Here is a 26,875-nt window from a genome sequence, read left to right on the forward strand (position 1 = left end):
CAATGAACGCGATCACTCTTCCATCATCGAATGCCTACCGCATCATCGACCATGCGTACGACGTCGTCGTCGTCGGTGCCGGTGGCTCGGGCCTGCGCGCGACGCTGGGCATGGGCGCCGCCGGCCTGAAGACCGCCTGCGTCACCAAGGTCTTCCCCACCCGCAGCCACACCGTCGCCGCCCAGGGCGGCATCGGCGCGTCGCTGGGCAACATGGCCGAGGACAATTGGCGCTGGCACATGTACGACACCGTCAAGGGGTCGGACTGGCTGGGCGACCAGGACGCCATCGAATATATGTGCCGCGAGGCCGTGCCGGCGGTGCAGGAGCTGGAACATCTCGGCGTTCCCTTCTCGCGCACCGAAGACGGCAAGATCTACCAGCGTCCGTTCGGCGGCCACATGCGCAATTACGGCGAGGCCCCGGTGCCCCGCGCCTGCGCCGCCGCCGACCGCACCGGCCACGCCATCCTGCACACGCTGTACCAGCAGTGCCTGAAGCATAACGTCGAATTTTTCGTCGAATATTTTGCCATCGACCTGATCATGGACGACGAAGGCGCCTGCCGCGGCGTGGTCGCCTGGTGCCTGGAAGACGGCACGATCCATCGCTTCCGCGCGCAGACGGTGGTGCTGGCGACCGGCGGCTACGGCCGTGCGTACCAGTCCTGCACTTCGGCCCATACCTGCACCGGCGACGGCGGCGGCATGGCGATGCGCGCCGGCGTGCCGACGCAGGACATGGAATTCGTCCAGTTCCATCCCACCGGCATCTACCCGGCCGGCTGCCTGCTGACCGAAGGCTGCCGCGGCGAAGGCGGATACCTGACGAACGCGGAAGGCGAGCGCTTCATGGAACGCTACGCGCCGACCGCCAAGGACCTGGCGTCGCGCGACGTGGTCTCGCGCTCCATGACCATCGAGATCAACGAAGGCCGTGGCTGTGGTCCGAACAAGGACTACATCATGATGCATCTGGAGCATCTGGGCGCGGACCTGCTGCATGAGCGCCTGCCCGGCATCTCCGAAACCGCGCGCATCTTCGCCGGTGTCGACGTGACCAAGGAGCCGGTGCCCGTCCTGCCGACCGTGCATTACAACATGGGCGGCATTCCCACGAACTATCATGGCGAGGTCATCCGCCCCACCGCCGACAATCCCGATGCCGTCGTCCCCGGCCTGATGGCAGTGGGCGAGGCCGCATGCGTGTCGGTGCATGGCGCCAACCGTCTGGGCACCAACTCGCTGCTCGATCTGGTCGTGTTCGGCCGCGCCGCCGCCAAGCGCGCCGCCGAGATCATCAAACCGCTGGAAACCATCGCGCCGCTGCCGCCCAAGGCCGGCGAGGCCGCGCTGGACCGTCTGGACAGGCTGCGCAACGCCCGCGGCGGCACCCATGTGTCGGCCATGCGCGACACGCTGCAGCGCACGATGCAGAAACACGCCGCCGTGTTCCGCAATTCCAAGAGCCTCGCGGAAGGTGTCGAGAAGATCAAGGACATCTGGACCGGCGTGCCCGATCTGGAAATCTCGGACCGTTCGCTGATCTGGAATACCGACCTGATGGAAGCGTTGGAGTTCGAGAACCTGCTGGCCAATGCCACGGTCACGATGGCGGGCGCCGAAGCCCGGCACGAAAGCCGCGGCGCCCAGGCGCACGACGACTATCCCGACCGCGACGACAAGGAATGGATGAAGCACACGGTCGCCCATCTGGACGACAAGGGCGGCGTCACCCTGACCTACCGCCCGGTGCATATGAAGACGCTGACCGACGAGGTCCAGGTCTTCCCCCCCAAGAAGCGCGTCTACTGAGCGAAGCGGCGGAAAAGGAACGAGACGATGGTCGAATTCAGCCTGCCAAAGAACAGCACGATCGGAAAGGGCCGCACCTTCCCGGCCGCACCCGGTGCCAAGAACGTCAAGCCCTTCCGGATCTATCGCTGGAATCCGGACGATGGCGCCAATCCGGTGGTCGACACCTACGAGCTCGATCTCGACGCGATCGGCCCGATGGTGCTGGACGCGCTGATCCACATCAAGAACAACGTCGACACGACGCTGACCTTCCGGCGTTCGTGCCGCGAGGGCATCTGCGGCTCGTGCGCGATGAATATCGACGGCGAGAACACGCTGGCGTGCCTCAAGCCGATCAGGGACGTGAAGGACGCGGTGTCGATCTATCCGCTGCCGCATATGCCCGTGGTCAAGGACCTGGTCCCCGACCTGAACGGCGCCTATGCCCAGCTCCGCTCGATCGAGCCCTGGCTGAAGGCCGACACTGCGCCGCCGCCGGATTCCGAGCGCCGCCAGAGCATCGAGGAACGCGAAAAGCTGGACGGGATGTGGGAATGCATCCTGTGCTTCTGCTGCACGACCTCCTGCCCGTCCTACTGGTGGAACGGCGACCGGTATCTGGGCCCGGCCACCCTGCTGGCGGCCTATCGCTGGATTGCCGACAGCCGTGACGAGCATACGGGCGACCGGCTGGATGCGCTGGAAGATCCGCTGAAGCTCTATGCCTGCCGCACGATCATGAACTGCACCCAGACCTGCCCCAAGGGCCTGAACCCGGCGAAGGCGATCGCCCGGATCAAGGAACTGCAGCTGGAACGCAAGGTCTGACCGTCGATATCCCATCCCGCCTGCCGGGAGGAGATTGCCAGGCGGGAAGAGATTGACTGAGGGGGCGCCGGATGAGACACATCCGGCGCCCTTTCTTTTTGCCCCGACCGAGGAAGCCGCCTGCCGTGTTCGAAGGATCTCTGGCCGCGCCCGGCGGCAGAAGGCGGGCGTGGATCGACAGCCTGTTCGTCGATCACGCCATCTTCCGCATCCCCTGGACCAATCTCGCCCCCGTCATCCCGGGCAAGGTCTATCGCTGCAATCACCCGACCCCGGCCCGGCTGGCGGCTGCCATGCGCCGCTATAACCTGCGGACGCTGGTCAATCTGCGCGGGCACCGCAAATGCGGATCGGACGCCCTGTCGCGCGCGGCCGCGGCCCGGCTGGGGCTGATGCATCTGGACATGGCCTTCGAAAGCCGGGGCGCGCCGCATCGCGACCGCATCCTGCGCTTCGCCGCGATGTATCGGACGCTCGATTTCCCGATGCTGATGCACTGCAAATCCGGCGCCGACCGGGCGGGCCTGGCCTCGGGGCTGGTCATCCTGTTCGAAGGGGGGAGCGCCGCGCAGGCGCTGTGCCAGCTTTCATGGCGGTTCGGCCATTTCAACCGCTCGCGCACCGGCATCCTCGACGCGTTCTTCCTGCGCTACCAGCAGCAGGCCGAAGGCCGCATCCCTTTCCTGGACTGGGTGCGCGACGAGTATGACGAAAAACAACTGCGCCAGGATTTCGTCGCCGGCAGGCTGGCATCCTTCGTCAACGACCAGGTACTGCGCCGCGAATGAGGCGAGGGCTCCCGCCCCTGTCCCCAAACGACCGGTTTCCAAAGGCGCCGCCTTTGGTGGGGCGCAGGGCAGAGCCCCGCCAAAGCCCCCTTATTCAGGCGGAACCATCATGCGGATCAGATCCAGCACCCGCCGGCGGGTCGCCGCATCCTCGATCCGGTAATAGGTGCGCACCAGTTCGATCGTCTCGCGGCGCGACAGCAGGGCCATTTCGCTGACCGACGCCACCGGGCCGTCGGACGAGCCGCCGAAGGCTTCCTGGGCCTGGGCAAAGCCGAGCGCTTCAGCACCGCCCCGGCCGACCGGCCGGCGGCCATGCTCCAGCCCGTCGAAAAAGAAACTGACCGGCACGTCCAGCACGTCCGACAGCTCATAGAGCCGCGAGGCGCTGACCCGGTTGGTTCCGCGCTCGTATTTCTGGACTTGCTGGAAGGTGAGGCCCAGCGCCTCGCCAAGGCGCTCCTGCGACATGCCCAACAATGTACGGCGGAGCCGGATACGACCGCCGACATGAACATCCACAGGTTTTGGACCAGCGCTCAGCTTATCGGTCAACAGATCTTCTTGTCCCTTGGCATCAGCGTGGTCCGGCATGCGACGGGTCGGATAATGCGACATTAACATTTCATTTACCATCATCCTGTCAGGCCGCTAACTGACAATTCAACAATCAATCTGTAAGATGGATGAGGCAGACGATCCGCTCGGCATCGACGCTTGGCTGTGCCATACGGCAAGCGCATATCTAATACCAGAAATGGTTATATATCGCCACGGAATCGTGCGGAATTCAGCTACAAGCGGCGCGCGACCGGCCTTCTGCCAATTCCGGGCACCCAGGCCCCCAGCGCGGGCAGCAGCATTGCCGCTGCCAGCAGGATCGGGACCCAGCGCCCCCAGCGACCGAAGAACGTCTCGGGCAGGGGGCCCCCCAGGGAAACGACCAGCGCCCCCTGCCGGTCCCAGCCCAGTCGCGCCAGTTCATGCCCATGGGCGTCGAACGCGGCGGAAATGCCGGTATTGGCGGCGCGCGCCACCGGCAGCCCTTCTTCGACCGCACGCATGCGCACCGCCGCCAGATGCTGGCGCGGGCCGGCACTGTCGCCGTACCAGGCGTCGTTGGTGACATTGACCAGCCAGTCCGGCCGATCCTTCGCATCCACGACCTGGCCCGAGAAGATCACCTCGTAACAGATCAGCGGCCCGACAGGCGCCACATCGGGCAGATGCCAGGTCTGGACACCATTCCCCGCCGCCATGCCCTCGCCGGGGACGACGTGGAACGGCAGAAAACGAGGCTGATATTCGCCGAACGGCACCAGATGGGATTTATCGTAGACATCGGCTATCTGTCCCTCGGGACCGGTGACCGCCATCACGCTGTTGCGCCATCGGCCTTCGGAATCGGCACGCATGGCGCCGATCAGCCCCGCGGTAGCCCCTTCGCCGGCGCGGGCAATCATCTGTCGGGCGATATCGTCCTGCTGCAACAGGCCCGGAAACGCCGATTCGGGCCAGACGAACACTACCGGCCGCTCGCCGGCCTCGGGCAGCGCGCGGGCGACGCCGGAGCGCGTCAGCGCCAGATAGCGGCGGAAGATCGCCACATTGTCACTGCCATCGATCTTCTCGGTTTCCGGCACGTTGCCCTGCACCAGCACCACGGTCGGGTTGCGGGTGGGGGGCGGCGGCGTCAGGGCCAGCCGGCTCCAGCCTGCCAGCCCCCAGGCCGTCAGCCCGGCCAGGGCCGCCAGCACGCCGCGACGCCCCGCCTGCGGCAGCAGCGCCAGCAGGACGGTACACAGGGTCAGCCCATCGACGCCGATCCAGGCCGCCGGCTGGATCATCACGTCGCCCAGCCGGCCCGGCAATTCCCAGGTCGTTCCCAGCGGATTCCACGGAAAGCCGCTGAAGATAAAGACGCGGGCCATGTCGAACAGGGTCCACAAGCCGGCGAACGCCAGCAGGCGCCGCCAGCCTACGGGGGCCAGGCGGCACAGCGCGGCCGGCAGTGCCGCAATGGGGGCGAGGATCAGCGCACAGCCGGGAGAGGCCAGCGGCACCAGCCACCAGAACGTATCCGCACGGACCAGAATCGCATCGGTCAGCCAGTACAGTCCGGCCGTGTGAAGCCCCAGCCCGAACAGGAAGCCGCGCCGCGCGGCCCCCCGCCACGAGCCGGCGGCGTCGATCGCCGCCGTCAGCACGGCGAAGCAGGGAATCAGGATCGGAAACAGATCGACCGGCGGAAAGGCCAGCGCGGCCAGCGCGCCGGCCAGCAGCATCAGCAGGTCAGCCCGCCATCCGCCGGCCCCGATCACGCGCGCAAGCCCGCCCCCCAGCCAGAAGGGCGGTATCGGCGCAACGGGCAGAGCCGCATTCGGCGCAGATCCCTCCGCAAGAGCCCTAGTCGAGAGCGTCACGCAGCCGTCGTTCGTAATGACGGTAATATTTGTCGGCCAGCAATTCGCTCTTCACGATCACGGCCACGTCGGTGGTGTTGAACTGATCGTCCACCACGGCCCCGTCGCCGATATAGCCGCCCAGCCGCAGATACCCCTTGATCAGGGGCGGCAGCCGGGCGAGGCAGCGGCGATGATCCAGCAGGTTCGGATCGGCCCGCAGCATCTCGACCCGCCGATGCGGCAGCGCGCGCAGCCTGAGCGCGGGCGGGGCCAGATGATTGTGATAGAGATAGGTCAGCTCGTCGGCCAGCGGGGCCGGATCGGTTCCCGGCAGGCTGGCGCAGCCGAACAGCACATCGATCCGGTGCAGGAAGATGTACGAGGCGATGCCGCGCCACAGCAACTGCATCGCCGCCCGGCCGCGATAGTTCGGATCGACGCAGGAACGCCCGACTTCCAGCAGCCGTCCCGGAAAATCGGTCAGCGGCGACAGATCGTATTCGCCCGAGCTGTAGAAGCGTCCGACCTTGCGCGCATTGTCGCCCTGCAACAGCCGGTAGGTACCGACCACGCCCTTGGCGCCCGAGGAAATCGCATGGTCGATCACCAGCAGATGATCGGCATATTCGTCGAATTCATCGACATCGCGGCGGGTGCGCAGGGTCCGCTCATCCGGCCGCGCGCCCATCTCCTCGTAGAACACGCGATAGCGCAGCGCCTGGGCGGCATCGCGTTCGGCATCGTTGGCGGCGATGCGCACACCCAGATTGCCGCCGCGCAGTTCGGGAAACCCGTCCCGTTCAAATTCCAGGGTCGACAGCGACCGGATCGGTTTTTCGAGGCTCAACGACGTGATCCATCCTTGCTTGCCGCACGGGCGGCCCGGGCCGGCTTGTCATCCGGCGATGCCGGCTTGCGACGCGCGAACAGTTCCAGACGATGGGAAACGAGGTCGAAGCCCAGCCGCTCGGCAATCCGATGCATCAGGGCCGTATGTTCCGCATCTTCAAATTCGATGACCTTGCCGGTGTCGACATCGATCAGATGATAATGATCGCCTTCCTCGGTCGCCTCATAGCGCGCGCGCCCGCCGCCGAAATCCCGGCGTTCGAGGATACCCTTTTCTTCCAGCAGGCGCACCGTCCGATAGACGGTCGCGACCGAGATCCGGGCATCGAGGCTGACCGCGCGGCGATACAGTTCCTCGACATCCGGATGATCCTCGGCCTCGGACAGTACGCGCGCGATCACGCGGCGCTGGCCCGTCATTTTCAGGCCCCGCTCTATGCACATCCGGCCGATGCGCGATTCCATGGCATCGCCCGACGCTACCATGTCGGCAGTCCGGCCCGAACCTCAGACGTTTGGTCCAACGAAGCTACCGCCTCCTCCGACAAGGGCCGACCCGTCGCCGGGCGCCCCATATTCATTCCTCGCGCTTCGTACCCAGTCCGATTTTCCGCGCGAGGGACGACCGGTGGCTCGCATAGTTCGGTGCCACCATCGGGTAGTCATGCGGCAGGCCCCACCGCTCCCGATACTGGTCCGGGGTCAGGTTATAGGCCGTTTTCAGGTGCCGTTTCAACATTTTCAGCTTCTTGCCGTCTTCCAGGCAGACGATATAGTCCGGAAAGACCGACCGCTTGGGCGAAACCGCCGGCACCGGGCGCTCGGGCTCCGGCGCCACGCGGCCCAGCCCGTCCAGCGTGCCGTAGATCTGCCGGATCAGGTCAGGCAGGGCAGCGGCCTCGACAGCATTGCCCGAGACATAAGCCGCCGCGATCTGCGCGGTCAGGTCCCGCAGAGTGTTGTTTGCCATTTCAGTGGCCATGTCCAAGATCCTGCCAGTCAAAATAAACGCATCTCTATATAATTGAACCCGACGCCATCGCAACCATACTCGGACAGAAGGAGATAGTGATGAACGATCTGGAAAGCGCGGCACTCGACATTACTGGCGAGAGCTGTCCCATGACTTTCGTACGCACGCGCCTGGCGCTCGATCGACTGCCGAACGGCGGTTGTCTGCGGGTTCGGCTACGGGGCGCGGTGCCGCTGGACAATGTCAGCCGCAGCGTCCGGCAGTTGGGTCACGCGATCACGGCACAGACCGATCACGGTAACGAGATCCACGAAATCCTGATCGTCAAGGCATCTGCCTGATCCCGGCCCGTCATGAAAATTTCACGCGTCACGGCGCCGGAGGCATTCCGTCCATCAACGCCCGCTCAAGCACCAGCGCATCGGCACCATCGGGATAATAAGCGCGGCGCCGACCGATTTCGCTGAATCCCGCCCCCCGATACAGCGCCTGGGCGGCCGCGTTGGCCGCCGAGACTTCCAGGATCAGCCGGGCCGCCCCCCGGGCCGCCACCTGCCCTTCCATCCAGTCCAGCAGCGCGCGCCCCATACCCCGCCGACGCGCCGGGCCCGCGACGGCCAGGGTCAGGATCTCGGCCTCGTCGGCCGCGACCCGGCCGATGATGAACCCGTCGGGCACCGGCTCGTCCCCCATCCGCCCCAGCCCCACCAGCACGCCGGGCATCGCCAGCACCGCCTCCATCGCGGCGGCGTCCCAGCATTCGGCGGATGGAAAAGCGGTGCGGTGCAGGGCGGCGAGCAGCGCCCCCACATGCCCGCCACCCGGGCCGATGACGGGTCCCGCTTCCCCGGTCACAATGCGCCGGGGGCCGGGCGCAGCCCCGCCGCAGGCAGTTTCGCCTCGGGCGGATCGACGTAAAGCGGCAGGATCTCGCGCGCCGCCAGTCCGGCTGCCCGGCGGTCCAGGGCCGCCTGCGCGATCATCACCCCATCGGGTACGGTTCGCGATGACAGCACGATATCGGCCCGCCCCGCGCCGCGTGCCGCCAACATGCCGGCCGCCGCGTCGCCCGCCAGCAGCAGCCTGCCGGGCGGAAAGACGAAATCGTCACACATCGCGGCCCGAACCACGCCATCCTGCTCGACGAAGATGCGGCCACGCCGCGCGAAGGACAGGCACAGCACCGCCCGCCCCGGCCCGGCCTCTTCCCGCAGGGCACGCGCCATGGCCTCGCCGCTCGTGATACCCGCCAGGGCGCAGCCCGTCCCCAGCGCCAGACCATGCGCCAGAGCCAGCGACGCCCGCAATCCGGTGAACGAGCCCGGCCCGACGACCACCGCGATCAGGTCGAGATCCGCCGGCCGCCATCCGCAGGCCGCCAGCAGCGCGCTGCAATGAGCGGGCATCGCCTCCGCCCCCCCGCGCCCGGGCAGGTCGAGCATCCGCACGGGATGCAGCGCGCCCGTCTCCCCCTCGACACAGCCCAGCAGGGCGGTCGCCTCCGCCCCGGCCGGGGCAGCGTTGATCACCAGAATCCGCACGTGGGGTCAGAGCATCAGGCAGGCATCGTCGAAGGACAAGCGCGGTGCGCGCGGCCGCTCGGGCTGTCCATCGGCATAGCCCAGGCTGACCAGGAAATTGACCCGCCAGCCCTGTGCGGCCAGGAACGCATCCTCGACCGCATAGGCGTCGAAGCCGGAAATCGGCAGCACATCCAGCCCCAGCGCCCGCGCGGCCATGATCAGGTACCCCCCTTGCAGGGTGCCGTTGCGAAAGGCCGTCTCCTCGGCCAGCCCGACATCGGCGGCGAACCAAGCCCGCAGGCCCGGCTCGGGGTTCAGGGTCGCGAAACGGTCGAAGAACAGCGGATCATGCGCCACGATCACCGTGACCGGCGCGGACAGCACCTTGTCGATATTGCCCTCGGACAGGGTGGCACGCAGCCTTTCGCGATTGTCGGCGGTGCGCAGGAAGACGAAACGGGCGGGCGAGCAATTGCCCGAGGTCGGCCCCAGCCGCACCAGGTCGTACAGGCGATGCAGCACATCGTCCGTCACCGGTTCGTCGCGCCAGCGCTCGGGCGTGCGCGCCGTACGGAACAGCAGGTCCAGCCCGGCTTCGTCCAGAACCATGTCGTCTCCCACCTTGCGTAACGGTGACCGGAAGGTCAGGCGTCCACCTGCTCGACCGACACCACTTCCGGCACATAATGCCGCAACATGTTCTCGACGCCATGCTTCAGCGTCGCCCGCGAGGACGGGCAGCCCGAGCAGGCCCCCTGCATCGTCAGGCGCACCACACCGTCGCGATAACCGCGGAACACGATGTCCCCACCGTCGCCCGCCACGGCCGGGCGAACGCGCGTGTCCAGCAGTTCCTTGATCTGGCGGACGATTTCCTCATCTTCCGGCGCGATCAGCTCTTCCTCGACCGCCGTATCCTCCTCGACCACCGGGCGGCCGGAGACGAAGAAATCGACCAGGACCGACAGGATCTGCGGCTTCAGCGCCGACCATTCGACCGTCTCGTCCTTGGTCACGGCCACGAAATCGCCACCCAGGAAGACCCGTGCCACGCCGGGCTGGTCGAACAGGGTTTCCGCCAGCGCGGACCGGCCGGCAACCGCGTCCGGGCTGACGAAATCCGCGGTGCTGCGCCCGGGCATGACCGTGCGGCCCGGCAGAAATTTCAGGGTCGCGGGATTGGGGGTATCTTCGGTTTCGATGAACATCGATATGGACCTTATCCGGCTGGGGGCAGCGCAAGGCGGACCGTGGCGGTCCGGTTACTGTCCAGATGTGCCAAGACGCGCGGCGAAACAAGCCCCTGATGGCGGAATGGAGGCATGCCCCCACCTGCGGACCGGCCGCCGGAGATGACGGAAACGCAATCTGTCCTTGCGCGAAGTCATGGCGAAAGCAGCGCCCGATGTCCGAAATGCATTGACACACAGAAAGGGCTCTGGCCTTGCATGATGTGGGAGCCGGCCCGCATTTTCGGTCAGGTTCCCGGGCCCGGCGAGGGACGTGCGATCCACGGCGAGGGCCTGTTCTGACCAGCCGAGGCACCGAATCCACCATGCGTTCCGTCCCGCTCAGCCCTACCCGCCTTGTCCGCCGCGCCAGCATGCTGATGATGGCATGCGCGTCGATGGCCGTTCTCTCCGCCGGGGCCGCGCGGGCCGAGCGCCTGGCCTTCGTGCTGAATTCCGCCGACGCCACGATCAGCGAATTCGATATCGATACCCATCAGGAAATCCGCCGCGTCTCCGTCCTGCGCGAGCCGCACCACACCGCGCCGACGCCCGATGGCAAATATCTGCTGGTCGGCGATACCGCCGGCAACATGCTGTTCTTTCTCGATGCGGTCACCGGCGCACGGGTGAAGCAGATCCCCGTTGCCGATCCCTACCAGCTTCAGTTCAGCCCCGACGGCCGCTTCTTCACCGTCGCCGGACTGGCCCGCAACCAGGTCGATATCTACGACGCCGCCGACTATCACCTGCTGCACCGCATCCATGTCGACGCGATGCCGAGCCACATGAACTACGCGCCGGATTCCTCGGTGGTGTATGTCAGCCTGCAGGATACCGGAAAGCTGACGGCCATCGAAACGGCGACCGGCAACGTGCTGTGGACATCCGATGTCGGGTCCACGCCCGCCGGCGTGCTGTGGCATAACGGGCAGATCCTGGTCGGCGTGATGGGCACCAGCTATGTCGCGGCCGTGGACCCGACGGACGGGCATATCGCGCGCAAGATCGAAATGGCGCCGGGTCCGCACAATCTGTTCGTGTCGCCCGACCAGAAGCACCTGTATGTGACCTGCCGCGCCTCGGGCATCATCGAACGGCTGGACTGGGATACGCTGAACGTTGTGCAGTCCTACCACGTGGCGGGCGGCCCGGATGACATCGTCTTCGCGCCCGACGGCAAGATGTGGGCGACGCTGCGCTGGCGGCAGCATGTCGCGATCATCGACCCCACGAGCGGCGAGATCACCGGCACCATCCGCACCGGCCGCTCACCACACGGGATCTGGCTGAACACCAACCAGCCCCTGCTTCACCTGTCGCTGGCCGACCGCCCCGCCCTGCCGACACCCTGAGGCTTGCCCGCGCCCTGAGCCTTGCCCCCATTCTGGGCCTGCGAGCGGGGCAGCAGGATCTCGGCCCGCAATCCGCCTTCGGGCCGGTTCGCCAGGGTAAACCGGCCCCCTTCACGCGCCACCTCGCGGTTCACGATCGCCAGCCCCAGCCCCAGACCGCCCGTGGACCGCGACCGCGATCCCTCCACGCGATAGAAGGGCGCCAGCACCCGCGTCAGTTCGGCTTCGGGCAGGCCCGGCCCATCGTCATCGACCCGTATCCGCAGCCCGTCGGGCACAACCGACAGGCCCACCCGCGCCGCGCCGCCATAATTGACCGCATTGTCGATCAGATTGCCGAAGACGCGCTTCATCGCCAGCGGCCGGACTTTCGCCAGGCAGTGCTCCACGCCGTCATACACGACATCCCGCCCCTGGTCGGCCGCATCGTCGGCCAATGTCCTCAGGATCGAGACCAGATCCACCGATCGCGCGGCTTCGGGGTCATTCTCGCCGGACAGATAGGCCAGCACGCCGCCGACCATCGCCTCCATCTCCGCGACATCGCTTTCGATCGCGCTCTGCGCTTCCGGATCGCTCAGAAAGCCGGCCCGCAGGCGCAGGCGTGCCAGGGGCGTGCGCAAATCGTGCGACACGGCGGCCAGCGCCTCGGTCCGGTCGGCGATCAGCCGGCGGATGCGATCCTGCATGGCATTGATCGCCCGCGCGAGGTGACGGACCTCCCGCGGCCCCTTCTCCTCGACCGGCACCCAGCGGCCTGAACCGACCCCGTCCGCCAGATCCGCCAGGGCCCGCAGCGGCATGCTGAGCGTATGCACCAGCATCGCCGCCGCCAGCAGCACCGCCCCGGCCAGAATGGCGGCCGAGGCCAGGCCCCGCGTCATATGGTGCGGCTGGAGGATATCCGGCGCCACGAAGCCCAGCCGGCTGCCATCGGGCAGCCGCACGATGCCGCGCACGTCGGAGGTGCCGATCTGGGTCGGAGACAGGTTGAGAACCGCCCCACGCAGGGCTTCGCGGTTCGCCACCAGCCTGTCATGCAGGTCGCGCAGCGCCGCCGGCTCCGGTTTCATGGGCCGGCCCGCCACAGGCGGCCGCCAGTCGAGCGTCAGGTCGCCGGTCGAGAGCATGGCCGCCAGGATCGGCCGCTGGGACAGCGGCGTGGCCGCCAGTACCCGCGCATCGACCGCCAGCCGCTCGCCGATGGCGTCCAACTGCGCATCATCGACCGTATAGGTCTCAGCCTCTTCGTAAAACGCCGAACTGCCCAGGAACACCAGCGCCACCGCCGCCAGCAGCACAAACGTCACCCGCCCGACCAATCCCCGCGGCCAGAGCGTGATCCGCCGCACCCCAGGCGAAGACCCGACAGTCAACGCCCGACCCGGGGCGCATGCCAGATCGCCACCGGCGCATATGGCCTGGCGTGTGTGCGCGGAAGCGTGGACTGGTAAGCGAGAGCGGCCCACAGGGCCGCGCCCGTCGTGTGTTTCCGAGCACCGGCGCGGAACGGCCTATATGGCCGGGAGTGTGTGCGCGGAAACGTGGGCTGGTGAGCGAGAGTGCCGCGCAGCGGCACGGCCGTCGTGTGTTTCCGAGCACCGGAGCGGAGCGGCCTTGATGGCCGTGAGCACCGGAGCGCAGGAAACGCGCGTCGGATCGCCACCAGCGCGCGTTTCCGCGCACACACTAGAGGCGTTCTACGGGGGCGGTGAAGATATACCCCAACCCCCGGACGGTCCGGATCAGGGCTTCGGAATCGTTGCCCAGCTTGCGGCGGAGGCGACTGACCAGAACGTCGACACTGCGATCGGACACATCGCCCAGACGCGTGCGCGACAGTTCCAGCAACCGGTCGCGCCCGATCACCCGTTGTGGATTGTCCAGGAAGCTGGCCAGCAGATCATGCTCGGCGCCGGAAATATCCACCACCGCCCCCGAGGGGTCGGTCAGTTCACGCCGGCGCAGATCCAGCGTCCAGCCGGCGAATTTCAGCGTTTCACGGCGCGGGGTGCTGGGCTGAACCCCGGTCACGCCACCGCTGCCACGCCGCAGCACCGCGCGGACCCGTGCCAGCAATTCCTTCTGGCTGAAGGGCTTGGCCACGTAATCGTCAGCCCCGAGTTCGAGGCCGAGCACGCGGTCCAGCTCCTCGCCCCGGGCCGAGACCATGATGACGGGCGTGTGCCGATCAGGCTGGATGGCCTCGCTACCCGGCGTGCCGCCCCGCCGCAGCGAGCGGCAGAGATCCAGCCCGTTGGTCCCCGGCAGCATCACGTCCAGCACGATCAGGTCGGCGGGTGATGCCGCCAGCGCGGCCCACATCTCGCGCCCGTCCTGCACGCCCCGCACGCGATAACCATCGGCCTGCAAGGCCCTTACCAGCAGGGTGCGCATGCCGGGATCGTCCTCGACGACCAGAATGCGGGCAGGCAGGTCGGAATCTGGGGCAGTCTGGGACATCGTCACGAGGTGAATCGTCATTCCTGAAAACACCGGCCGCCGGATCGGGCCGGGATGAGGGAAAGATACCGCAAAATCGGCATCGGCGAAAAGAACCCCATCAATCAGCAAAGGCCGGGCGGAACGATCCGCCCGGCCTCGCCGTATGCCGGGTCATCATGCCGGGCTGTTCATGCCCGGCTACCGCTCAGTGATGGGCGGCGGCTGCCGGGGCCAGCTTGAGAATCCAGAGCTGGGCGATATCCCGGGCGCCATTTTCGCCCGCAACGGTCTTGAGCGTCGCGATGGCGTCGGCGGTATGCCCGGCCGCCGCCTGCGCCAGCCCGTAATGCAGCTTGCCGATATTGGGGTCCAGCGGCCCCTTCGTCAGCCCCTGCTGCATGACCGCAAGGCCCTTGTCCGCCTGGCCGAAGGTCACGTAATTGTAACCCACGGTCAGCAGAGCATTGCCCGTCGGCGCATTGGCCGCAGCCGCTTCGTCCGCCGCGATGGTGGCCTTCTTGTCGGCCACAGCCTTCACGACCATGGCTTTCAGCTTGGCCTCGCGCGCGGCCCCCGCATCCTTGCCCAGGGCGCCGCTGGCGTAACCGGCGTTCATCAGGTCCAGCGCCAGTTGCGGCAGGCCCGCCTGCATGGCCAGTTCCGTCATGTCCATGAAATCGGACGGCGCCGTCAGCACACCCGCCGCCAACCGGATGCGATAGACATCAAGCTGCAGGCCGGGTGCCACCTTGGGGTTGGTGATCAGCCCATGCAGGATCAGCGCCCAATATTCCGGCTTGGGATAATAGGACACCAGTGTCACATAGGTGTGGTTCAGCCCCGACTGGTCCTTGAGCTGCGTCTGGCAGGCCGCCAGAAGCTGCAACTGGGACTCGGCGGGCACCTTGCCGGCCTTGAGCGCGGCATCGATCTGCGCCTGCTGGACGCGCGCCGCGTTCTTGTAATCCTGCTGCAGGTAATAGGACTGGATCAGCAGCGTTTCCATCGCCGGGTTGCTGCCGGCGGCTTTCAGATACTGCTCGGTCCCGGCAACGGCCCGGGGATAATCCTTGGCGGTGTAGGCCATCGTGGCCTCCGCCATCATCATCTGCAGCTTGGCATCCTTGGGAGTGCGGCTGGACGCGATCAGCTTGTCATAGGCGGCCGTCGCCGCCGCCACATCGCCCGACTGCGCCGCGATGGCGGCGCGCATCTGGGTGATGGTATATTCTTCATAGTCCGATTTGCCCGGCACGGCCTCGGCCGCGTCGACGGCGGCCATCGCCTTGGCGTAGCTGTGCGCGGCCAGGGCGGCCTGCGCCTGCTGCAAGGGCTTGCCGACCTTGGCACTCAGGGCATCGGCCGCCAGGGCGGACCCGACCGGCGAGACGGAAAACGGAACGGCGGCGATCACGCCGGCAAGCAGGCCGGCGCGGAACAGACGTAACGACATCAGCTCATTGTCCTTCCATGAACTGATCCTGACCTACGATACCCAGCTTGGTAATGCCAAGCCTCTGGGCATCCGCAAGGACATGCGCCACCGTCTTGTAGTCGGCCAGACGATTGGGGTGGATATGCATTTCAGGCTGGTCGGGCTCGGCGGCAGCCTGCTGGAAATGCGCCAGCAGCGATCCCTCGTCCCCGATGGGTTCGCCATTCCAGGAAATGCTGTTGTCGAAATCGATCGCGAGCGTCACGACCTTCGGCACGTCGGTCGAAGGCGGCGGGTTGCCCTGGGGCAGGTCCAGCGCAACCGAATGGGTCTGCAGCGGAATGGTAATGATCAGCATGATCAGCAGCACCAACATGACGTCGATCAACGGCGTCGTGTTGATATCGACCATGCCTTCGTCTTCGTGGGTACTCTCGGAGCCGACACTCATGCCCATGGCGGTGTACTCTCTAAAAAAACGCGGACTGCCGGACCGTTCAGGCCGCCCACCCCTGAACCGGTGCGGACGGGCGGACGCGGCGCCCTGATGTGAGATTCCCGGAAGTCCGGGGCCGGCTCACGCCGGCCCCTTGTTCCCCGTCGTTCAGTCCGAGTGCGGCTGCTCGGTGATGAAGTCGACGTGGTAGATCCCGGCTTCCTGACAGGTGGCGATCACCCGCCCCACGGATTCGTAGCGCGACTTGGCATCGCCACGGATCTGGATCTGGGGCTGCGGCTTGATCACCGCCACCTTCTCAAGCCTGTCCAGAAGGTCAGCGCGACTTTTGATCGCGATTTCATTCCAGTAGATCTGTCCGTTCTCCGTCACCGCCAGCACCACGTTGCCGGGCTTGGTCTGAGTAGGCTGGTTGGCGTCCCTCGGAAGGTTCACCTTGATCGTGTGTGTTGCGACTGGGATGGTGATCAGGAAGATGATCAGCAGCACCAGCATGACGTCGACAAGTGGAGTGGTGTTGATGGCGGACACCACCTCGTCTTCATCGCCGCCGCCTCCGACTTGCATCGCCATGATCAGGCAACCCGGTTGGAGGTCGTGGTGGTGGTCGGCGAGTTATCGGGATGAACCACGATTTCCGGCGCGGCACCATGACGGAAGCCACCCAGCAGGATCGACTGCAGGTCGGCGGCGAAGTTGCGGACCTTGTCCATGGCGCCCTTGTTGCGGCGGACCAGCAGGTTGTAGCCCAGCACGGCCGGAACGGCGGTGCCCAGACCGATCGCGGTCATGATCAGCGATTCACCGACCGGGCCGGCAACCTTGTCGATCGACGCCTGGCCGGCGATGCCGATGGCGGTCAGGGCGTGATAGATACCCCAGACGGTGCCGAACAGGCCGACGAACGGCGAGGTGGAACCCACGGTGCCGAGGAAGGCCAGGCCACCCTGCATACGCGCCTGGATGGTGTCGACGGCGCGCTGGATCGACATCGAGGTCCAGGTATGCAGGTCGATCGATTCCTGCATCGTGCCCTCATGGTGCTCGGCCGCGACGATGCCGGTATCGGCGATGTAGCGGAACGGCGAGGACGGCTTCAGCGCGGCGGCGCCTTCCTGGATCGAGGACTTGGTCCAGAAGGTCGTCGCGGCTTCCTTGGCGGCCGAGAACATACGCATCTGTTCGAAGAACTTCGTGATCATGATGTACCACGTGCCCAGCGACATGACGACCATGATCAGCAGGACGCCGCGGGCGATGATGTCACCATTGCGCCACAGCGCATCCAGGCCATACGGGTTGCCCGCCGGCTTGGCCGGGGCGGCATCTTCCGCCGGCGGCGTCACGGGAGCCGGGGCAGCAGCATCGGCGGCCGGAGCGGCAGGGGCCGAACCGTCGGCCGGCGCGGCCGGAGCGGCGGCGGGGGCCGACGCGTCGGGCGCCGGAGCGGCCGGCGCCGTGGCGGCGGGGGCCGACGCGTCAGGAGCGGGAGCGGCGGCCGGAGCGGTGGACTGTGCGTCCTGAGCCACCGCGATCACGGGCGACGAGACGCTCAGAATGGCAGCCAGGGCCGACGCGGCAACGACAGGAACACGGTGCAGTCTGGTCATGTACTCCAAATCCTCTGTGGTAAATGGCCCGTTTACCGGAACCCCGGAGCCGCCGGACCTACATCCGGCCGGCCCCGGTCGTTAGGTGACCCTCAGTCGTTGCTGAGCCTGAAGGTAATCGTATACGGATGGCGGAACTCCTTGATGGGCACGCCATTCTTCACCGCCGGCTGATACCGGGCGCGGCGGACGTAATCCAACGCGGCCTGGGAGAAAGCCTGCCCACCCTGCACGCTCGTCACGGCGCAGTTGCTGGTCGACCCGTCCGGCTCCACGTCGCACACCACGGTCACGCGGCCTTCCCGATTCTCCTCGAGCATTTCCTCGGGATATTCGAGCTTGACGTTGTTGACCGGACGCGCACCCGCCAGATGATCCGGAACCGGCGGCCCGACCGGCGCGTTCTGCGCCGACGGCGGCACAGGCGGCGAAGGCGGCACAGGCTTCGGCGGTGGCGTATGCGTCACCTGCTTGATCACCTGCTGCGGCGGCGGCTGAATCTGGATCTTCGGCGGCGGAATGTACGGCGGCGGCGGCTGCGTCATCACCGGCGGCGGCGGCGGTGGTGGCGGCGGCGGCGGCGGCTTTGGCTCCGTAATAATCTTGGTCTGGATGGGCGGATGCAGCTCCTGGACGATCTTCGCCCCGAGCCCGTTCATCAACGCCCAGATCAGAACCACGTGCAGGAGAACAACGACAGTTATGCCGATGATATGTTTCGTCGGACTGCGTTGTTGTTCTGCGTAGTTCATGTCGAAACCTCCTTAACCCTCTCGTCCACGCCGGTTTCGGCACTCAAAACCACAACAAATCAGGACCACTGCGCAGCGTCCGACCCTCCACCCGGGCAAACCCGGGCCATGCCGTGGCGCGAACCACGGACACGTGCGGAAGGGCGCAACAGACTACATCGGGATCGTGCATCCCCTGCGTTCCGACCTGACCGGACAGACATCGAAATGCCGCCAAGCCGTCGAATTGGGCTATTGCGCCCATCCGATGTCAAGCAAGATATTTATCGAATTTGAAACGAGTAATTTGTCATCAGTGGCCCAAAAAATGGCCATATTAACAACCTGTCATAAACGGCCAAAAACTGGCGATTTTTTAGATCGTGCCCATTTTTCTGCCATTTTTCGCGCCGAGTCCGATTCCGTTGCGAATCCGACACGATACCCGACCGGCGCCACGCGGCCTCGTTCACCGCGCTGACGAAGCCTCAACGCAGGAGGCCGGGACCAGGTTCGAATCCATCGCGCGGCACCGAACCGCCCCATGGAGACGACCAAAAAAAAGGGCGGCCGAAGCCACCCTTTCCTGCCGCCGGGGATAACCCGCGATCACTGTGCGGAGGCGCTGGCCTCGGACCGGGTGGCTCCCACCCGGGCGGCCAGGGCCGCCGCCATGAAATCGTCCAGGTCGCCATCCAGCACGGCGCCGGGATTGCCCCGCTCGACATTGGTCCGCAGGTCCTTCACCAACTGGTAGGGCGCCAGCACGTAGGAACGGATCTGGTGCCCCCAGCCGATATCGGTCTTCGCCGCCTCGGTCTGGGCTGCGGCGGCTTCGCGCCGCTGCAGTTCCTGCTCGTACATGCGGGCCTTCAGCATCGTCATTGCCGTGGCCCGGTTGCGGTGCTGCGACCGGTCGGTCTGGCAGGCCACGATGATGCCGGTGGGAATATGGGTGATCCGAATCGCGGATTCCGTCTTGTTGACGTGCTGTCCGCCCGCGCCCGAGGCACGGAACGTATCGACCTTCAGGTCGGCTTCGTTGATCTCGATCTCGATCGAATCATCGACCACCGGATAGACCCACACCGAGGCGAACGAGGTCTGCCGCCGCGCGGCGGCGTCGAAGGGCGAAATCCGCACCAGCCGATGCACGCCGGCCTCGGTCTTCAGCCAGCCATAGGCATTGGGACCGGACACCTGGATCGTCGCCGATTTCAGCCCCGCCTGCTCGCCCTCCGAGCTTTCCATCAGCGTGACCTTGTAGCCATGCTGTTCGGCCCAGCGCGTGTACATGCGCAGCAGCATCTCGGCCCAGTCCTGGGCCTCGGTACCGCCCGCGCCGGCATTGACTTCCATGTAGCAGTCATTGCTGTCGGCCTCGCCGGACAGCAGGCTCTCGGTCTCGCGGCGCTTGGCCTCGTCGGCCAGGTCGCGCAGCATCCGCGTGGCGTCCTTCAGGACGGCCTCGTCGCCTTCCATCTCGGCCAGTTCGATCAGATCCAGCGTATCGCGGACATCGGCTTCCAGCCGCTGCACCCCTTCGACCTGCCCGGCCAGGAGGGTGCGCTCGCGCATCAGCTTCTGGGCGGCATCCGGATCGTTCCACAGATCCGGGTCCTCCGCCCGGTTGTTCAGTTCGGCCAGGCGGCCAAGTGCGACATCCCAGTCAAAGATGCCTCCTCAGCAGTGCCACCGACTGCTTGATCTGGTCGTTGAGAGCCTCGGTCTCGGCGGACATGGAACAGGAACTCCATCGGTCAAGAGGGGCAGCCGACCGGCGGCCTGCCCGACAGGAAATGCAAACGGGGTCAATACAGGCCGCCCATGCCGATGTCACCCCCGGCGGCCGGGGCGGCGGCCGACGGCACGGGCTGGCCCGGCACGGCGCCTGGGCCGGTCGCGGGGCCGCCTGCCGGCGCGGCGGAGGGCGATGCCGCCATGTCGCTCTCGGAATCCGGCATCGTCTCGGCGCCGGTATCCTCGGCGGTCAGCGCGCCGGTCGCGGTGGCGTTCAGGTCGGCACTGATGCCCGGCACCTGGTCGGGCTTGAAGGCGTCCATCGCCATGCCCATCCCGGTATCGTAACGCGTCAGCGTCACCCCCTGCGGCACGGGGAAATCCAGCTTCGGCCGGTCGGCCAGCACTGCCTTCATCACCCGGTTCCAGATCGGGCCGGCGATCGTGCCGCCGGTCTCGTTCTTGCCCAGGGTCTGCGGCGTGTCGAACCCGATCCAGACGATCGTCACGATATCGGGCGAGAAACCGGCGAACCACGCATCGTTGAAATTCTGGCTGGTGCCCGTCTTGCCGGCGATGGGGCGGTCGATCCCCTGCCCCGCCCGGGTCCCGGTGCCGCGCAGGATCACGTCGCGCATCATCGTCACGATCTGGAACGCGCTGGCCGGCGAGGCCACCTGCGGCCGCGTATCGACCAGCACCGGCCCATCGGCCGGCGCGGCCGTCGCCGCCGCCATCGCCGCCTGTGCCAATGCCGGCGTCTGGCCACCCGCGGAGGCCGATTGCGGCGCCGCAACGGCAGACGCGGGGGCGCCAGATGCGGGCGTGGCGGGACCGGGCGTGGCCGCCGCCTGCAAGCCCAGGCCCGGCGGCTGCCACAGCACATGGCCGTCGCGGTCCTGCACATTGTCGATCAGGGTCGGCGTCACCAGCCGCCCGCCCGCCGCGATGGTGGCATAGGCCCCGGCCTCGCGCAGCACGGTCGTCTCCACCGCGCCCAGGGCGGCGGGCAGGACATGGGGCATGGCATCGACCAGTTGCAGCGACGTGGCCATGTTCGCCACCGCTTTCATGCCGATATGGGCCGCCAGGCGAATGGTCACCAGGTTGCGCGATTCCCGCAGCGCGTCATGCAGGGTGGTGGGGCCCCAGAAATCCTTCTCGTAATTGTTCGGGTGCCATGTGCCGTACGAGACCGGGGAATCGTCGAATTTCTGCGACGGCGAAATCCCCTGCTCCATCGCCGTCAGATAGACGAACGGCTTGAAGGACGATCCGGGCTGGCGCAGCGCCTGGGTGGCGCGGTTGAACTGCGACTGGCCGAACGACCAGCCGCCCACCATCGCCAGCACCCGGCCCGTCCGCACGTCCATCGTCACCAGCGCGCCTTCGACCTTCGGCACCTGGCGCAGCGCGACCCCGCCGCCCTCGGCCTGCGGCTCGACCATCAGCAGGTCGCCCGCGTGCGGGGCCCGCATGCGGCGCATCCAGGCCATGTCGCGCCCCAGCAACCGGCCGGTGCGCGGTTCGGCACGCGCCGCCGGCCCTTCCAGCCAGCCGATTTCGCCCGTCGACGGCGACAGCAGGACCCCAAGGCGCCAGGAGTCCAGCATGCCGGGCGGCCGCGCCGCAGCGGCCAGGGCGGGGACCCACTGGCCGGCGTTCGCCACACCGTCCAGATGCCCCACCGGCCCGCGCCAGCCGCCATGATCATGGTCATAGGCCATCAGCCCGTCACGCACCGCCGCGGTGGCGATCTGCTGCAGATGCGGGTCCATGCTGGTATGGACCAGAAGGCCACCCTGCATGGTGGTGTCCTGCCCGTATCGCTCGATCAGCTGGCGACGCACCTCCTCGCCGAACCATTCCGAACCGGGGACCGGACCCGGGCGGGTGAAGGATTGCGGCACCAGCGGCTCGTTCTGCGCGGCGCGGGCCTCGCTATCGGAAATGGCGCCGATCTCGGCCATGCGTTGCAGCACCCAGTCGCGTCGGCCCTTGGCGGCCTCGGGGAAGCGATAGGGGTTGTAGTTGGTGGGCGATTTCGGCAGCGCGCCCAGGAACGCGGCCTCGGCATCGTCCACCTGGTCCAGCGGCTTGTTGAAATAGGTCTGGGCCGCGGCCCCCACGCCATAGGCACCCGCGCCGAGATAGATCTCGTTCAGGTAGATCTCGAGGATCTTCTCCTTGGGCAGCGTCTGCTCGATCCGGATCGCCAGCAGGGCTTCCTTCGCCTTGCGTTCCAGCGACAGGGTCTGCTTCGATCCCAGCAGCATGATGCGCGCCACCTGCTGGGTGATCGTCGAGGCCCCCATCGGGCGGTGGCCCCGATGCACGGTCAGGTCGCTCAGTCCCGCGCGGATGATCGCGAACGGATCGACGCCGCCATGGGTATAGAATTTCTGGTCCTCGGCCGCGATGACGGCATTCTTCACCCGTGCCGGAATGGCCGAATAGGGCACGAAGATGCGCCGTTCAGCCGCCAGCTCCGCCATCACCTTGTCATCGCCGGAATAGAGGCGGCTCATGACCGGCGGCTGATAGGTGCGCAGCCCGTCCACCGTCGGCAGGTCGGCCACCAGTTGCTCGTATTTCGTCCAGGCCACCAGCCCGCCCGCCAGCGTCACCAGCAGCACCACGGCCGCCCCCCCACCCAGCAGGCGGCGGATCAGCCGGAAGCGCGGCCGGCGCGGGCCGCCACCCGGCCCGGTCAGGCCGAAGCCACGCCGGGGCTGGCCCGAGGCCGCGCCTTCGACGACATCGCCCCCGACGCGCGAGGTGACAAGCAGCCGGCCGTCACGGCCTGATCCGTTACGAAAAATCATCCAGGGTCCAATGGGCGAGGGGCAAGGGAACGAGATCCGTCATGACGGGCAAGGACGCCTCTCCTAGCATTCTCGGGCCGCGGCGTCGCCCCCCGGGCAGGGGCGTCAACCATCCGCCTGACGGCGCCATTCCGCGCGCCCCTCCTGCTCCAGCCGGGTGAAGGTCGCATCGTCCAGTGCCAGTCCGGCGGCGGCCACATTCTCTTCGACATGCGCGGGGCTGCCGGTGCCGGGGATCGGCAGCATCACCGGGGCGCGGCGCAGCAGCCAGGCCAGCGCCACCTGTCCCGGCGTGGCCCCCATATCGCGCGCCGTCCGATCCAGCACGCCGCCTTCCCGCGCCAGCGAGCCCGCCGCCAGCGGCGCCCAGGGAATGAAGCCGATCCCGCGCGCGGCGCAATAATCCAGCACGTCCTCGGACGCGCGGTTGACCAGATTATAGCGGTTCTGCACCGTCACGACCGGGAAGAAGCGCTGGGCCCGCTCGATCATCTCCACCGACACTTCGGACAGGCCGACATGACGGATCAACCCTTCCGCGCGCATCGCGGCGATGACCTCGAACTGCACCTCCGGCGGGCAGTCCGGCCCCACGCGATGCAGCTGCCACAGATCGATCCGCTCCACGCCCAGGCGGCGCATGCTCATCAGCACGCACTGGCGCAGATAGTTCGGATTGCCCACCGGGCGCCAGATGTCCGGTCCATGGCGGGTGTGGCCGCCCTTGGTCGCGATATGCAGCCCGGCATAGGGGTGCAGGGCCGCGCGGATCAGATCCTCGCTGACATAAGGGCCGTAGGCGTCGGCAGTGTCGATCAGGGTAACCCCGCAGGCCACCGCGCGGCGCAGGGTTTCCAGCGCACGCTCGCGGTCGGGCGGGTCGCCCCATATTCCGCGCCCGGTAATGCGCATGGCGCCGAACCCCAGGCGCACGACCGGCAGGTCGCCACCGATCAGGAACGTGCCGGCCTGGCGTGCATCGGGACGGGGCATGAAGGCTCTCCTCGAACATGCGCGCCGGGCGGAGACGAACGCACCGTCCCGGCAGCTAGGGCAGGAAGATGGCGGCACCAAGGCAGTCCGGCCTTTCACGCCCGCGCCGGATCGCCACCAGCGCGCGTGTCCGGGCGGAGATTCAGCCGAGCATTCTGCCGATAACCCGCGCCGTGTAGTCCACCACCGGTATGATACGCCCGTAATTGAGCCGCGTGGGGCCGATCACGCCGATCGCACCCACGATGCGATTGCTCTCGGTCCGCGCCGGCGCCACCACCACCGAGGTGCCGGACAGGCCGAACAGGCCGCTTTCGGCCCCGATGAAAATCCGTACACCATCCGATTCCTGGGCCAGTTCCAGCAGGCGCAGCATCGTCTCCTGCGTTTCCAGCCGCTCGAACAGCATCTGGATGGTGGACAGGCGCTCGATCTCCGTCACATCGGCCAGCAGGCGCGCCTGGCCGCGCACGAACAGCGTGCCGCCACGGTCCACATCGCTCCACGTCGCCAGCCCGCTGGCCACGATCTCGGCCGTCAGATGGTGCAGCTCGCTGCGATTGGCACTCATATCCGCGCTGACATGCGCGCGCAGATCCTCCAGCGAACGGCCCGCCAACTGGGCGTTGAGGTAGTTCCCCGCCTCGACCAGCGCCGAGGGCGGCAGGCCGATCGGGGTCTCGATCACCCTATTTTCCACCTGCCCGTCCGCGCCCACCAGGATCACCAGGGCGCGCCGGGGGCCCAGGGCCACGAATTCGATATGCTTCACCGCCCCGTCGCTCTTGGGGGCCAGCACCAGCCCGGCGGCCGAGGACAGGCCCGACAGCATCGACGACGCCTCGGCCAGCGTGTCCTGCAACGAACGCCCGCGCATCTCCAGCGAGTTGGTGATGGTCTCGCGCTCATCCTCGCTCAGGCTGCCGAACTGCAGCAGGCCGTCGACGAACAGCCGCACCCCCTTTTCCGTCGGCAGCCGGCCCGCCGACGCGTGGGGCGAGAACAGCAGACCGGCCTCGGTCAGGTCCGCCATCACATTGCGGATGGTGGCGGGCGAGAGCGGCAGCGGCAGGCGCCGCGACAGGGTGCGCGAGCCGACCGGCTCGCCGGTCTCGACATATTGTTCGACGATCTCGCGCAGGATCGCCGCCGAACGGGCATCCAGCCCCGGCGGCAGGGCCGGACGGGAAGACAGCGTGCCGGGATTCATCCTGCTTGAAGCCTCCACGTTCGCAGCCGGAAATACCGGATGAATTGAGCATTATACGAGGTTGCCGCCAAAGTTTCGATGCCGCCTGAACAGGTGGCGCGCGGGCAACCGCTGCACCGGAATCTGGAGGCACCGGCAGGCGATGACAAGCCTCGGGCTGGCCATTATCCCCCGGCTCGGGCTATGCCCGCCTTTTCGGCGGCCCGCCCCGGAATACCTGTCGATGCGGAGTATCGTTTGCCCATGACCACCCGCCCCTCGGGCCGCGCTCCCGACGCGCTGCGCCCCGTCTCCATCGAAACGGGCTTCGCCCGCCACGCCGAGGGATCGGCCCTGATCCGCATGGGCGGGACCGAGATACTGTGCGCCGCCAGCGTCGAACCGCGCGTGCCGCCCTTCCTGCGCGGCCAGGGCAAGGGCTGGGTGACGGCGGAATACGGCATGCTGCCCCGCGCCACCCACGCGCGCGGCGCGCGCGAGGCCGCAAAGGGCAAGCAGTCGGGCCGCACGCAGGAAATCCAGCGCCTGATCGGCCGCTCGCTGCGCGCCGTGACCGACCTGAGCGCGCTGGGCGAAATCTCGATCACCGTCGATTGCGATGTGCTGAATGCCGATGGCGGCACCCGCTGCGCCTCGATCACCGGCGCCTGGGTCGCCCTGCGGCTGGCGCTGGAAAAGCTGGTGCGCAACCGCGTCCTGGCCCGCGTGCCGCTGACGGCGCAGGTCGCCGCGATCTCCTGCGGCCTGACCGGGGCCGGGGCCGTGCTGGACCTTGATTATGACGAGGATAGCGCGGCCGCCGCCGACGCCAATTTCGTCCTGACCGAGGCCGGCGGCATCGTCGAGATCCAGGGCACGGCCGAGCAGGCCCCCTTCTCGCAGGCGCAGTTCGAGGCCCTGCTGCGCCTGGCGCAGGACGGCACGCAGCATCTGTTCGCCGTCCAGCGCGCGGCGGTGGATGCCGCGCTGGCCGCGCGGAGCGACGCATCGTGAGCGGGGCGGAGGCACGCCGCCTGGCCGGTGGCGAACGGCTGGTCCTGGCCAGCCACAACAAGGGCAAGCTCGCGGAATTCGACGCCCTGCTGAACGGGTATGGCATCACCATCGTCTCGGCCGGCCAGCTTGGCCTGCCCGAGCCCGAGGAAACCGCCGACAGCTTTACCGGCAACGCGGCGCTGAAGGCCGTGGCGGCGGCGCAGGCCAGCGGCCTGCCGGCACTGGCCGACGATTCCGGCCTGTGCGTCGCCGCCCTGGGTGGCGCGCCGGGGATCTATTCCGCCCGCTGGGCCGGCCCCGACAAGGATTTCCCCGGCGCCATGGCCCGCATCCACGAAGGCATCGGCACGGACGAGGACCGATCGGCCTGGTTCATCTCCGTCCTGTGCCTGGCCTGGCCCGACGGCACCGTCCGCATGTTCGAAGGCCGGATCGACGGGCAGATCGCCTGGCCGCCCCGTGGTGCCCACGGCCACGGCTACGACCCGATCTTCACGCCGGACGGCGAGACCCGAACCTTCGCCGAGATGCCGGAAGCCGAGAAGAACGCCATCAGCCACCGCGCCCGCGCCTTCGCCGCCTTCCGCACCGCCTGCCTCCCTCCCGGATGAGGCAGGGGAAAAGGGCGTTGCCCTTGACCCACCAAAGGGCAGCGCCCTTTGGAAACCCGTTCGTTATCAGCAGATT

The 26,875-nt window shown here is 67.3% G+C and carries 27 protein-coding genes; 7 read left to right on the forward strand and 20 right to left on the reverse strand.

Going from position 1 to position 26,875, the window contains the following annotated elements:
- The first annotated feature begins 2 nt into the window (after nt 1–2).
- The 3 genes from sdhA (at nt 3) to HLH36_RS01610 (ending at nt 3,412) form a co-directional block, all read left to right on the forward strand.
- Nucleotides 3–1,814, forward strand: coding sequence for a succinate dehydrogenase flavoprotein subunit (sdhA, locus tag HLH36_RS01600; RefSeq protein ID WP_182984738.1), 1,812 nt, complete (start codon nt 3–5; stop codon nt 1,812–1,814).
- Between the two features lie 27 nt (nt 1,815–1,841).
- The gene (locus tag HLH36_RS01605) at nt 1,842–2,624 is read left to right on the forward strand and encodes a succinate dehydrogenase iron-sulfur subunit (RefSeq protein WP_182984739.1); all 783 of its coding nucleotides are present in this window, start codon (nt 1,842–1,844) and stop codon (nt 2,622–2,624) included.
- Nucleotides 2,625–2,749: 125 nt separating this feature from the next.
- Nucleotides 2,750–3,412: a protein-tyrosine phosphatase family protein gene (locus HLH36_RS01610; RefSeq protein ID WP_182984740.1), complete on the forward strand. Its 663-nt coding sequence runs from the start codon at nt 2,750–2,752 to the stop codon at nt 3,410–3,412.
- A gap of 90 nt (nt 3,413–3,502) precedes the next feature.
- On the opposite strand, the gene HLH36_RS01615 is transcribed toward HLH36_RS01610, so the two are convergent.
- The 5 genes from HLH36_RS01615 to HLH36_RS01635 all read right to left on the reverse strand — a co-directional run bounded on the left by HLH36_RS01615 (nt 3,503) and on the right by HLH36_RS01635 (nt 7,648).
- Nucleotides 3,503–4,048: a helix-turn-helix domain-containing protein gene (locus HLH36_RS01615; protein ID WP_408871832.1), complete on the reverse strand. Its 546-nt coding sequence runs from the start codon at nt 4,046–4,048 to the stop codon at nt 3,503–3,505.
- 158 nt (nt 4,049–4,206) lie between these two features.
- Nucleotides 4,207–5,697, reverse strand: a complete 1,491-nt coding sequence (gene lnt / locus HLH36_RS01620; protein WP_182984949.1) for an apolipoprotein N-acyltransferase — start codon at nt 5,695–5,697, stop codon at nt 4,207–4,209.
- 121 nt (nt 5,698–5,818) lie between these two features.
- Entirely contained in the window at nt 5,819–6,664 is an 846-nt protein-coding gene (locus HLH36_RS01625; RefSeq protein WP_182964802.1) for a GNAT family N-acetyltransferase, read from the reverse strand.
- On the reverse strand, nt 6,661–7,152 hold the full coding sequence (locus tag HLH36_RS01630) for a Fur family transcriptional regulator (RefSeq protein WP_246376292.1): 492 nt from the start codon (nt 7,150–7,152) through the stop codon (nt 6,661–6,663). Before HLH36_RS01630 ends, HLH36_RS01625 begins: the two co-directional genes overlap by 4 nt.
- A gap of 91 nt (nt 7,153–7,243) precedes the next feature.
- Nucleotides 7,244–7,648: a MucR family transcriptional regulator gene (locus tag HLH36_RS01635; protein WP_182977695.1), complete on the reverse strand. Its 405-nt coding sequence runs from the start codon at nt 7,646–7,648 to the stop codon at nt 7,244–7,246.
- Nucleotides 7,649–7,737: 89 nt separating this feature from the next.
- Here HLH36_RS01635 and HLH36_RS01640 point away from each other — a divergent pair, with 89 nt between their 5' ends.
- A complete protein-coding gene (locus tag HLH36_RS01640; RefSeq protein ID WP_182984741.1) occupies nt 7,738–7,980 on the forward strand; it encodes a sulfurtransferase TusA family protein in 243 nt (80 codons plus the stop codon).
- Nucleotides 7,981–8,008: 28 nt separating this feature from the next.
- On the opposite strand, the gene HLH36_RS01645 is transcribed toward HLH36_RS01640, so the two are convergent.
- Genes HLH36_RS01645 through HLH36_RS01660 form a run of 4 tightly spaced genes read right to left on the reverse strand, consistent with a single transcriptional unit; the run spans nt 8,009 to nt 10,370 of the window.
- Nucleotides 8,009–8,494: a GNAT family N-acetyltransferase gene (locus tag HLH36_RS01645; protein ID WP_338030365.1), complete on the reverse strand. Its 486-nt coding sequence runs from the start codon at nt 8,492–8,494 to the stop codon at nt 8,009–8,011.
- Entirely contained in the window at nt 8,491–9,168 is a 678-nt protein-coding gene (gene tsaB, locus HLH36_RS01650) for a tRNA (adenosine(37)-N6)-threonylcarbamoyltransferase complex dimerization subunit type 1 TsaB (protein WP_338030366.1), read from the reverse strand. Before tsaB ends, HLH36_RS01645 begins: the two co-directional genes overlap by 4 nt.
- Nucleotides 9,169–9,186: 18 nt before the next feature.
- The gene (locus HLH36_RS01655) at nt 9,187–9,771 is read right to left on the reverse strand and encodes a malonic semialdehyde reductase (RefSeq protein WP_182977698.1); all 585 of its coding nucleotides are present in this window, start codon (nt 9,769–9,771) and stop codon (nt 9,187–9,189) included.
- 35 nt (nt 9,772–9,806) lie between these two features.
- Nucleotides 9,807–10,370 carry a NifU family protein gene (locus HLH36_RS01660; protein WP_182964797.1) on the reverse strand — a complete coding sequence of 188 codons (564 nt, stop codon included), beginning with the start codon at nt 10,368–10,370 and terminating at the stop codon, nt 9,807–9,809.
- Nucleotides 10,371–10,717: 347 nt separating this feature from the next.
- Here HLH36_RS01660 and HLH36_RS01665 point away from each other — a divergent pair, with 347 nt between their 5' ends.
- On the forward strand, nt 10,718–11,746 hold the full coding sequence (locus HLH36_RS01665; protein WP_182984743.1) for a YncE family protein: 1,029 nt from the start codon (nt 10,718–10,720) through the stop codon (nt 11,744–11,746).
- Here HLH36_RS01665 and HLH36_RS01670 read toward each other — a convergent pair.
- From HLH36_RS01670 to hrcA, 11 genes are all read right to left on the reverse strand, one after another.
- On the reverse strand, nt 11,704–13,056 hold the full coding sequence (locus HLH36_RS01670; RefSeq protein WP_338030367.1) for an ATP-binding protein: 1,353 nt from the start codon (nt 13,054–13,056) through the stop codon (nt 11,704–11,706). The two genes, HLH36_RS01665 and HLH36_RS01670, sit on opposite strands and share 43 nt — an antisense overlap.
- A 379-nt stretch (nt 13,057–13,435) precedes the next feature.
- The gene (locus tag HLH36_RS01675; protein WP_246376293.1) at nt 13,436–14,230 is read right to left on the reverse strand and encodes a response regulator transcription factor; all 795 of its coding nucleotides are present in this window, start codon (nt 14,228–14,230) and stop codon (nt 13,436–13,438) included.
- Between the two features lie 166 nt (nt 14,231–14,396).
- Nucleotides 14,397–15,644: a tetratricopeptide repeat protein gene (locus tag HLH36_RS01680; RefSeq protein WP_246376295.1), complete on the reverse strand. Its 1,248-nt coding sequence runs from the start codon at nt 15,642–15,644 to the stop codon at nt 14,397–14,399.
- Between the two features lie 4 nt (nt 15,645–15,648).
- A complete protein-coding gene (locus HLH36_RS01685; RefSeq protein ID WP_182984745.1) occupies nt 15,649–16,083 on the reverse strand; it encodes an ExbD/TolR family protein in 435 nt (144 codons plus the stop codon).
- Between the two features lie 147 nt (nt 16,084–16,230).
- Nucleotides 16,231–16,656 (reverse strand): ExbD/TolR family protein, encoded by a 426-nt coding sequence (locus tag HLH36_RS01690; protein WP_182984746.1) that lies wholly within the window; start codon nt 16,654–16,656, stop codon nt 16,231–16,233.
- Nucleotides 16,657–16,658: 2 nt separating this feature from the next.
- Nucleotides 16,659–17,693: a MotA/TolQ/ExbB proton channel family protein gene (locus tag HLH36_RS01695; RefSeq protein WP_182984747.1), complete on the reverse strand. Its 1,035-nt coding sequence runs from the start codon at nt 17,691–17,693 to the stop codon at nt 16,659–16,661.
- A 92-nt stretch (nt 17,694–17,785) separates the two neighbouring features.
- Entirely contained in the window at nt 17,786–18,445 is a 660-nt protein-coding gene (locus HLH36_RS01700; RefSeq protein WP_182984748.1) for an energy transducer TonB, read from the reverse strand.
- A 588-nt stretch (nt 18,446–19,033) separates the two neighbouring features.
- A protein-coding gene (gene prfB, locus HLH36_RS01705) for a peptide chain release factor 2 (protein WP_182984749.1) occupies nt 19,034–20,165 on the reverse strand; the annotation gives its coding sequence in 2 pieces (ribosomal slippage) (nt 19,034–20,095 and nt 20,097–20,165; 1,131 coding nt in all).
- A 70-nt stretch (nt 20,166–20,235) separates the two neighbouring features.
- The gene (locus HLH36_RS01710; RefSeq protein WP_182984750.1) at nt 20,236–22,989 is read right to left on the reverse strand and encodes a penicillin-binding protein 1A; all 2,754 of its coding nucleotides are present in this window, start codon (nt 22,987–22,989) and stop codon (nt 20,236–20,238) included.
- 105 nt (nt 22,990–23,094) lie between these two features.
- Nucleotides 23,095–23,982, reverse strand: a complete 888-nt coding sequence (locus tag HLH36_RS01715; protein ID WP_182984751.1) for an aldo/keto reductase — start codon at nt 23,980–23,982, stop codon at nt 23,095–23,097.
- Between the two features lie 142 nt (nt 23,983–24,124).
- A complete protein-coding gene (hrcA, locus tag HLH36_RS01720; RefSeq protein ID WP_182984752.1) occupies nt 24,125–25,192 on the reverse strand; it encodes a heat-inducible transcriptional repressor HrcA in 1,068 nt (355 codons plus the stop codon).
- Nucleotides 25,193–25,435: 243 nt separating this feature from the next.
- Between hrcA and rph the strand changes: the two genes are divergently transcribed.
- A complete protein-coding gene (gene rph / locus HLH36_RS01725) occupies nt 25,436–26,185 on the forward strand; it encodes a ribonuclease PH (RefSeq protein ID WP_182984753.1) in 750 nt (249 codons plus the stop codon).
- Nucleotides 26,182–26,799: an RdgB/HAM1 family non-canonical purine NTP pyrophosphatase gene (rdgB, locus tag HLH36_RS01730; protein WP_182984754.1), complete on the forward strand. Its 618-nt coding sequence runs from the start codon at nt 26,182–26,184 to the stop codon at nt 26,797–26,799. The genes rph and rdgB overlap by 4 nt, the downstream gene beginning before the upstream one ends.
- Nucleotides 26,800–26,875 lie beyond the last annotated feature (76 nt).

Origin of the sequence: Gluconacetobacter aggeris (assembly GCF_014174395.1) — a bacterium.
Lineage (GTDB): Bacteria > Pseudomonadota > Alphaproteobacteria > Acetobacterales > Acetobacteraceae > Gluconacetobacter > Gluconacetobacter aggeris.

What these genes read in the sequence shown, in the direction of transcription:
- sdhA (WP_182984738.1), top strand. Translation starts at nt 3, where the DNA reads ATGAACGCGATCACTCTTCCATCATCGAATGCCTACCGCATCATCGAC.
- HLH36_RS01605 (WP_182984739.1), top strand. Translation starts at nt 1,842, where the DNA reads ATGGTCGAATTCAGCCTGCCAAAGAACAGCACGATCGGAAAGGGCCGC.
- HLH36_RS01615 (WP_408871832.1), bottom strand. Translation starts at nt 4,048, where the DNA reads ATGGTAAATGAAATGTTAATGTCGCATTATCCGACCCGTCGCATGCCG.
- lnt (WP_182984949.1), bottom strand. Translation starts at nt 5,697, where the DNA reads ATGCTGCTGGCCGGCGCGCTGGCCGCGCTGGCCTTTCCGCCGGTCGAT.
- HLH36_RS01630 (WP_246376292.1), bottom strand. Translation starts at nt 7,152, where the DNA reads ATGGTAGCGTCGGGCGATGCCATGGAATCGCGCATCGGCCGGATGTGC.
- HLH36_RS01635 (WP_182977695.1), bottom strand. Translation starts at nt 7,648, where the DNA reads ATGGCCACTGAAATGGCAAACAACACTCTGCGGGACCTGACCGCGCAG.
- HLH36_RS01640 (WP_182984741.1), top strand. Translation starts at nt 7,738, where the DNA reads ATGAACGATCTGGAAAGCGCGGCACTCGACATTACTGGCGAGAGCTGT.
- HLH36_RS01655 (WP_182977698.1), bottom strand. Translation starts at nt 9,771, where the DNA reads ATGGTTCTGGACGAAGCCGGGCTGGACCTGCTGTTCCGTACGGCGCGC.
- HLH36_RS01660 (WP_182964797.1), bottom strand. Translation starts at nt 10,370, where the DNA reads ATGTTCATCGAAACCGAAGATACCCCCAATCCCGCGACCCTGAAATTT.
- HLH36_RS01665 (WP_182984743.1), top strand. Translation starts at nt 10,718, where the DNA reads ATGCGTTCCGTCCCGCTCAGCCCTACCCGCCTTGTCCGCCGCGCCAGC.
- HLH36_RS01675 (WP_246376293.1), bottom strand. Translation starts at nt 14,230, where the DNA reads ATGACGATTCACCTCGTGACGATGTCCCAGACTGCCCCAGATTCCGAC.
- HLH36_RS01680 (WP_246376295.1), bottom strand. Translation starts at nt 15,644, where the DNA reads ATGTCGTTACGTCTGTTCCGCGCCGGCCTGCTTGCCGGCGTGATCGCC.
- HLH36_RS01685 (WP_182984745.1), bottom strand. Translation starts at nt 16,083, where the DNA reads ATGGGCATGAGTGTCGGCTCCGAGAGTACCCACGAAGACGAAGGCATG.
- HLH36_RS01690 (WP_182984746.1), bottom strand. Translation starts at nt 16,656, where the DNA reads ATGGCGATGCAAGTCGGAGGCGGCGGCGATGAAGACGAGGTGGTGTCC.
- HLH36_RS01695 (WP_182984747.1), bottom strand. Translation starts at nt 17,693, where the DNA reads ATGACCAGACTGCACCGTGTTCCTGTCGTTGCCGCGTCGGCCCTGGCT.
- HLH36_RS01700 (WP_182984748.1), bottom strand. Translation starts at nt 18,445, where the DNA reads ATGAACTACGCAGAACAACAACGCAGTCCGACGAAACATATCATCGGC.
- HLH36_RS01710 (WP_182984750.1), bottom strand. Translation starts at nt 22,989, where the DNA reads ATGATTTTTCGTAACGGATCAGGCCGTGACGGCCGGCTGCTTGTCACC.
- HLH36_RS01715 (WP_182984751.1), bottom strand. Translation starts at nt 23,982, where the DNA reads ATGCCCCGTCCCGATGCACGCCAGGCCGGCACGTTCCTGATCGGTGGC.
- hrcA (WP_182984752.1), bottom strand. Translation starts at nt 25,192, where the DNA reads ATGAATCCCGGCACGCTGTCTTCCCGTCCGGCCCTGCCGCCGGGGCTG.
- rph (WP_182984753.1), top strand. Translation starts at nt 25,436, where the DNA reads ATGACCACCCGCCCCTCGGGCCGCGCTCCCGACGCGCTGCGCCCCGTC.